Origin of the sequence: Streptomyces acidicola (genome assembly GCF_009377235.1) — a bacterium.
Lineage (GTDB): Bacteria > Actinomycetota > Actinomycetes > Streptomycetales > Streptomycetaceae > Streptomyces > Streptomyces acidicola.
The window spans coordinates 1-6,438 of sequence record NZ_VMNX01000371.1 but is presented as its reverse complement, the minus strand read 5'-3'; the positions used below and the strand labels follow the sequence as shown (position 1 = coordinate 6,438).

Below are 6,438 nucleotides of genomic sequence, written 5' to 3'. Positions count from 1 at the left end.
GGTGGGGCGCGGGTAGGAGGCGTTCCAGGTGTCGACGCCCTCCGAATGGTGGGCACCGGTCCGCTTCAGCGCGCAGGCCTCCGACAGGGGCACGGCCACCGATGGCGCGGCGATCAGGCAGGTCGCGGCGAGGGCCAGCGAGGTGAACGCGGCGGCGGCGCCACGCGGACTCGGTGACCGGCCGAGGGTGCGCTCCCCCAGGACAAGTTCCTTCAAAAAGCGGCGGATTCCAGCGCGTGCGCGCGCCGCGAGGGGCCCGTGGACGAGTCCCTTCCTGGGGAGCGGGCGCGACACATGAACCTCCGGATGCGAGCTTCGGTGACTTCGCACCCAGATTGTGATAGTTCGTAGCACTTCGCCCTGTTTGCGCGGTCCGGACGGGTGAGAGGGCCCGCGTGTCGACACCCCGGGAGCTCACGGAACGTCACAATCGGTCGACCCGCGGAACGAAGCCGTCCAGGGAGGGGCAGAAACGATCTGTCAGAACCGAGGGGTGTTCCGGGACACTGAAGTGTGGCTGCACCGGCCTGAGGGCAGCCTCTATGATCGGCACACTTTCCTGCACGGACACGGCTTGAGCGGCAGCCCGCATCCGGTCTGCCGCCCCGAACGCGAGACACGAGATCCGTACGAACGACGAGCGCACTGCGGGAGCGAACGGTGAGCGGAACATCCGAAGGGCAGGCGCCCGCGGTGGATCTGGTCCAGCCGATCGTCACAGAGCGTGACGTTGACACAGCACGTCGTACCCTCACGCCTCTCACCACCACACTGGCGTCACGTACGCCCCATGCGTTCCGTGCCGCCTTCGTCGCGGCGCCGCTCGCCATGGCCGTGGTGAACCGCAAGGGGCTGGTGGTCATCGCCAACGACACGATGGGCCAGCTGCTCGGGGGTGGTGCGGAGAGGCTGGTCGGGCGGGTCGCCGCCGATCTGGTGGACCTGGCCTCGGACGCCCGCACCGGGCACGCGTACCGCGAGATGCTGCGTGGCCGCCAGGCCCGTCTGTGCTGCACACGCCGCATCAGGCACCCGGACGGACGCTCCCTGTGGGTGCAGGTGACGGTGTCGCCGCTGCCCAGGGAGGCCGCGGTACAGGGTGAGCCGACGGGCACCGGGACCGGGGGCGCGCTCACGGGCTCCGGCGAACCGGCGCACCACCAGGGCGACTTCGGCCACTCCGCACACCGGCTGCCGGACCCCGACAGACCGGCGCGCGGCCCGGTCGATGCCGGCGGGCACGTATCCAAACCGGCCAACTTCCGTTCCTCCGCCGCCCTTCAGGCGGAGCCCATCGTCCTGCTGTCCATCGCCGACATCACGTCCCGTCGTGAACTCCAGGCGCGACTACGGCACTTGCAGGTGCACGACCCCGTGACCCGGCTGCCCAACCGGACGCTCTTCTTCGAGCGGCTGTCGGCGGCGCTGGATGCGGAGGCGTACGAGGAGAGCGGGACCGGCCGGATCGGGCTCTGCTATCTGGACCTGGACGGCTTCAAGGCGATCAACGACACGCTCGGGCACCGGGTCGGCGACCGGCTCCTCGCGGCCGTCGCCAGGAGGCTGACGAAGTGCGCGGAGGAGGCGGGGTGCGCCCGGACGAGCGAGCCGCTGGTCGCCCGGCTCGGCGGTGACGAGTTCGCGCTGCTCGTCGAGGACTCCACCGGCACCGACCAGCTCGCCGAGCTCGCGGAGTCCGTACTGAAGGCCCTGCGGGCGCCGTTCGACATCGCCGGCCGGCGGCTGTCCGTCTCCGCGTCGATCGGCGTGGTGGAGCGGCGCGCGGCGGGCACGACCGCGACGGCTCTGATGCAGGCCGCCGACACGACGCTGTACTGGGCGAAGGCCGACGGCAGGTCCCGCTGGACGCTCTTCGACCCCGAGCGCAACGCCCACCGGATGACCCGTCAGGCCCTGTCCTCCACGCTCCGGCCGGCCGTCGACCGCGGTGAGTTCGAGCTGGAGTACCAGCCGTTGGTGGACATGGAGGGCGGCGAGGTGCGCGGGGTCGAGGCGCTGGTGCGCTGGAACCACCCGCAGTTCGGCACGCTGCAGCCGAATCGGTTCATCTCACTGGCCGAGGAGGACGGTTCCATCGTGCAGCTCGGCCGGTGGGTCCTCGCCACCGCGTGCCGGCAGGCGCGGCGCTGGCAGCTCGACCACCCCGACCGGGCACCGCTCTTCATCAGCGTGAACGTGGCCGTGCGCCAGGTCTGGGACTCCGACCTGGTCGCGGACGTGGCGGAGATCCTCGCGGAGACGGGCCTGCCTCCGCACCTGCTCCAGCTCGAACTCACCGAGTCGGCCGTCATGGGCTCCGCCGGCCGCCCGCTCCAGGCCCTCCAGGCGCTGAGCGACATGGGCGTACGCATCGCCATCGACGACTTCGGCACCGGGTACTCGAACCTCGCCTACCTCAGCCGGCTGCCGGTCTCCGTGCTGAAGCTGGACGGGGCGTTCGTGCGCGGCTTCCAGTACGAGAACGGCGAGTACGAGAACGGCGAGGGCGCCGAAGTCGACCCGACCCCCGCCGACGAGGTCATCGTCGAGGCGCTCGTCCAGCTCGCCCACCGGCTCGGGATCACGGTCACCGCCGAGTGCGTGGAGACGACCTCGCAGGCGTCACGGCTGCGGCGCATCGGCTGTGACACCGGCCAGGGGTGGCTGTACTCGCGGCCGGTGTCGGCGGACCGTATCGCCGAACTGCTGACGACGGTGAGCTGTCCGCAGGCCTGAGTGACGTGCGCTCGCGTCCGAGTGACCGGCGCTCGGTGGTGGGGGGTCTCGGCAGCATGGCAGGTGCGACGTGTGACGACCGGTGTGGCCGGTCATACTGGGCTGTGCCCCGCCGTCAACTGGGGCGCCGTTGGCGAATTCGCCGGTGACGGATCACCAGCGCGCGAAGTGCGACACTTTTCCGGAAACCGTCGCACTCCGCGCATCACCCACCCGGCGGGCCCAGGTCTCCAGCGGTCCATCCGCATGTCCCGCGGAATTCGCCATCAGCATCCGATCGCGGGCATCATCGGCGGGGCCCCTGTCATCCGGTGACGATCTCAGCCCGGACCACCTGGCCGCTGCCGGTTTCCCGTGTCCCCCAGCGGTCGGCCGGCGCGTCAGTGATCAGGAGCCCACGCCCGTGTTCCGGCTCCGGGTCGGGCGGCGTCCCCAGGGCGGCCACCGGCACAGGACCGTGCCCCTCGTCGATCACGCTGATCGTGACCGTTCCGGCGGTGAGGGCGCAGGCCACCGCGCTGGTGCCGCTGTCGCCGTGCTCCAGGGCATTCGCGCGACCAGCTCTCCGGCGATCGTCTCCAGGTCGTCCGCCATACGGGGCGAGATACCCCACGATCGGGCGGTGTCACGCACGAAACGCCGGGCCGCGGGCGCAGAGGCGAGGTCACGGCCGGGGAAGGTCAGCAGGGCGGACGCGTGGTGTGCGGGCGAGCTGCCGGCCGGTGCGTCCGGGAAGGCCTGCCCTGATGTCAACGGCGCCGTCGGCGTTCCGTCCAGGCGGGCTCTTGGCACTCCGGCGAGCCGCGCACCTCGGGACCCGGCGATGAGCAGGGTGTCAGCGAGCGCGTTGGCCAACTGCCCTGCCAGGGCTCGGATTTCCCCATCAGCCTTCGCGTTCGCACCGCGCCTCGCGCGCAAGTCACCCGTATGCACGAGTAGCCGATCCGTCAGGTCGAGTTGCATGGTCTCGATCCGATCCGCGAGCCGGGAGGCGGCCCCGTCCCCGTCCGTGAGGAGAAGGCAGGGCTGGCCGTGGGCGCCGGTCCAGGGCAGGAGCCGTACGCACGTCGTTTCCTCGTTCACGATGCCGCTCCCAGGTGGGCATGGATGTCGCGAGTGTCGAGGTCGACGCCGTACGTGGCACACCAGAGGGCGTCGCGGCGCAGGCGCTGGATGCGAGCCTTCTCTTCGCGTTCGCACGCCCGGAGGTAGGGGCGGACGAGGGGGGTGGAGGTGCTGTCGATGGGTTCGTACCAGGGGCGGACCGTAGGGGCGATGACTGGGTGAGGCTGAGCAAGCAGCGGGATTGGCGAGATCCGCACAGACCGTGTGGCAGGTGGCTGCCCACTCGCGCGGTGACGGCCCGGACTCCCTTGTCCATGAGGACGAGGCTCAGCAGGGCCGGCGGGCCGTATGCAGATCGCCCGGGGCCTCAGGGCGCTCCGTACGCGGGCCGGTCTCGCACAGTCCGAGGTGGCCAAGCGCGCGGGAGTCTCGGTCGGAACCGTGAATCGCTACGAGACGTGGCAGGACCGCGCGAAAGCTCAGAGTGCCGACTGTGAATGCACTGGCGGATACGTGCGGCGCGACGGCCCAGGAGCGCGCAGCCTTCGTCCAACTCGTCCGGAACCAGGAAAACGTCTGGTGGATGGATCACCCCACCGCACCCGAGGTCATGGACCCGGTGTTGTCGTTCGAGGATGTCGCCGAGTACGAGCATGTCTTCGCCAACGCCCTGGTACCCGAATTCTGCAGACCCGGAACTACGCTCTCGCTCTTCATGAGGCGCAGGACGCCCGCGCCGGGCCGACGTGATCAAAATCAAGGTAGAGGCCCGCATCAAGCGGCAGGCGATCCTGGACCGGTCTCCCGCCGTCCACCTCTGGGCGGTCCTCGACGAGGCCGTACTACGCCGATCCGTCGGCGGCGATGAGGTGATGGCCGAACAGATCGATCACCTACAGTCCATGGCCCGCCGCCCAAACGTGGACATCCAGGTGCTGCCATGCAGTGCGGGCGCACACGCTGCCGGGTCCGGTGGGCACTTCGTGATTCTCGGCCGGGACGACCAGGGCGATCCCCTCAGCGGCGTAAACGTGGTGTACCTCGAACTCCACCGGCGAGGCCTCTATCTCGACGCATCGAACGAAGTCCAGAGCTACAAACTCATGTTTGACTACTTGCGGTCCCAAGCTGCCGACACCTCGGCCAGCCTGAATCTGCTGACTGCCGCGAGACAGGAGCTCTCCCGATGACCGATGCGCCGACCGCCGACCAGCTCGCCTGCCCAATCTGGCTCAAGAGCAGCTACAGCGCAGCCCACAACGAGTGTGTCGAGGTCGCCTTCCACAACAACCCACTCGCATCCATACGTGACTCGAAAGCCCCTCAGCGAAGGGTGCTCACCATGCCGACGAATGCCTTTGCCGCCTTCATCGAGGAAGTGAAGGCCCAGGAAGACATACACGGGGTGCTGTGACTCCCACAACACCCCCTCGCTCACAGCCGATCCCTCAAGGGACGTAGTCCGCGCCATGCCGGGTATTCGAACTTGAGCGGTGCGCGGGCCGCCGCGGGTGAGGTCGCGGCCCTCCGAGGATGATGATTGGCAGGATTGAGCCAGCACCGACGGCCGTAAAGGGGGCGCACGAGTGGCCCAAATCTGCCAATTGCGCGACTGATCCCGCCGTTCAACTTCGAGAACCCACCCTGTCGCAGCGACGGACCGCGCGCAGCACGACAACTCATATGCGTCAATGGCAACGGACCCCGGAAGATCCAACGGACTGAACGGGAATTCGAAGAATTACCGCGGCCAGAGAGCCCTAGCCTGCGAGATGAACCTGCACATCCTGAAACAGGATCACCTACGAAACTCAGGGCCGCTCAACGTCTTTTTCATAGCGGACGTTTCCCGCCTGGGTGATGTCGGTGCCCATATACGCGCGCTCGCCCACGACCTCCTGGCCCGAGTGATCCGCCAGCTCAAGTTTTGGGATCTGTTCCGAACTCTGAATCCAAGCGCTCGGGCCAGTCTTCGTGTTCGAGACCGGAGCCCATCAGAATATCTCGCCAGTCCTCATGGGCCACATGGACTGCAGTCAGGAGTCTGTCTATCTTTCCTCGACTGTGAATGAGCGCTGCGGCTGCGATCCTTTCCTCGCCACCTCCGCCTTTCAAGTCGTCTACAAGTTCAAGAAGGATTTCCTCAACGGCTTGCCGATCATCCTCGGAATAGTCTTCGTAGATGCATCGCTTGATACGCCAGCTCAGTTCTCTCAATGCTTCCCGTCCATCTTCTGCGCTTCAGTTAGCGTTCCGGGGAAATTAGGCAGTCTCCTGCTTGAATATATCCGGACTCTTTAAGCTGCTCAAGCTCGCGCCCGAAGACTGCCTGCGCGCCGAATTCACTGATTAGGTTGTCAGGAATTTGACTGGAAGCCATATAGACATCTCTACTCCAGGCCCGCGCGTTCCAGGTCGTCGAAGCCGCGCCCCAGGTTCGCCTCGATGTCGAAGCCCAGCTCCTTGAGCTCGTCCATCGCCAGGTTGATGCCCGCGTGATCCGCTCCAGCGCCTCCGCGTCAACCCGGTAACCACCGCCGCTGCCGCCCCCGCTCACGCGCCCGCCCCCTCCAAGCCGGTACGGTCCGCTTCCAGGGCCACCGCGTCCGGAACGATCCCCGCCACCGGAGGCAGCAC

General features: G+C 67.8%; 7 protein-coding genes and 1 pseudogene. 4 read left to right on the top strand and 4 right to left on the bottom strand.

Translation table 11 applies throughout. The features are described from left to right. Nucleotides 1-294, bottom strand: a pseudogene (locus tag FPZ41_RS43945) (hypothetical protein); the annotation flags it as partial. Nucleotides 295-771: 477 nt separating this feature from the next. Between FPZ41_RS43945 and FPZ41_RS43935 the strand changes: the two are divergent. Next, a complete protein-coding gene (locus FPZ41_RS43935) occupies nt 772-2,736 on the top strand; it encodes a putative bifunctional diguanylate cyclase/phosphodiesterase (RefSeq protein WP_407698902.1) in 1,965 nt (654 codons plus the stop codon). A 304-nt stretch (nt 2,737-3,040) separates the two neighbouring features. Here FPZ41_RS43935 and FPZ41_RS50515 read toward each other — a convergent pair whose 3' ends face one another. Continuing rightward, nucleotides 3,041-3,250: an ATP-binding protein gene (locus FPZ41_RS50515; RefSeq protein WP_407698901.1), complete on the bottom strand. Its 210-nt coding sequence runs from the start codon at nt 3,248-3,250 to the stop codon at nt 3,041-3,043. Beyond that, nucleotides 3,208-3,819, bottom strand: coding sequence for a hypothetical protein (locus FPZ41_RS49220; protein WP_228023419.1), 612 nt, complete (start codon nt 3,817-3,819; stop codon nt 3,208-3,210). The genes FPZ41_RS50515 and FPZ41_RS49220 overlap by 43 nt, the downstream gene beginning before the upstream one ends. 330 nt (nt 3,820-4,149) lie before the next feature. On the opposite strand from FPZ41_RS49220, the gene FPZ41_RS49215 reads away from it, so the two are divergent. The 3 genes from FPZ41_RS49215 to FPZ41_RS43910 are packed head-to-tail and all read left to right on the top strand — an operon-like array spanning nt 4,150 to nt 5,215. After that, nucleotides 4,150-4,551, top strand: coding sequence for a helix-turn-helix transcriptional regulator (locus FPZ41_RS49215; RefSeq protein ID WP_228023415.1), 402 nt, complete (start codon nt 4,150-4,152; stop codon nt 4,549-4,551). Beyond that, the gene (locus FPZ41_RS49210) at nt 4,548-4,991 is read left to right on the top strand and encodes a DUF5753 domain-containing protein (protein ID WP_322621506.1); all 444 of its coding nucleotides are present in this window, start codon (nt 4,548-4,550) and stop codon (nt 4,989-4,991) included. The genes FPZ41_RS49215 and FPZ41_RS49210 overlap by 4 nt, the downstream gene beginning before the upstream one ends. Further along, on the top strand, nt 4,988-5,215 hold the full coding sequence (locus FPZ41_RS43910) for a DUF397 domain-containing protein (protein WP_152870194.1): 228 nt from the start codon (nt 4,988-4,990) through the stop codon (nt 5,213-5,215). The genes FPZ41_RS49210 and FPZ41_RS43910 overlap by 4 nt, the downstream gene beginning before the upstream one ends. A 506-nt stretch (nt 5,216-5,721) precedes the next feature. Here FPZ41_RS43910 and FPZ41_RS43905 read toward each other — a convergent pair. Next, nucleotides 5,722-6,018 (bottom strand): hypothetical protein, encoded by a 297-nt coding sequence (locus FPZ41_RS43905; protein ID WP_152870193.1) that lies wholly within the window; start codon nt 6,016-6,018, stop codon nt 5,722-5,724. Between the last annotated feature and the right edge of the window lie 420 nt (nt 6,019-6,438).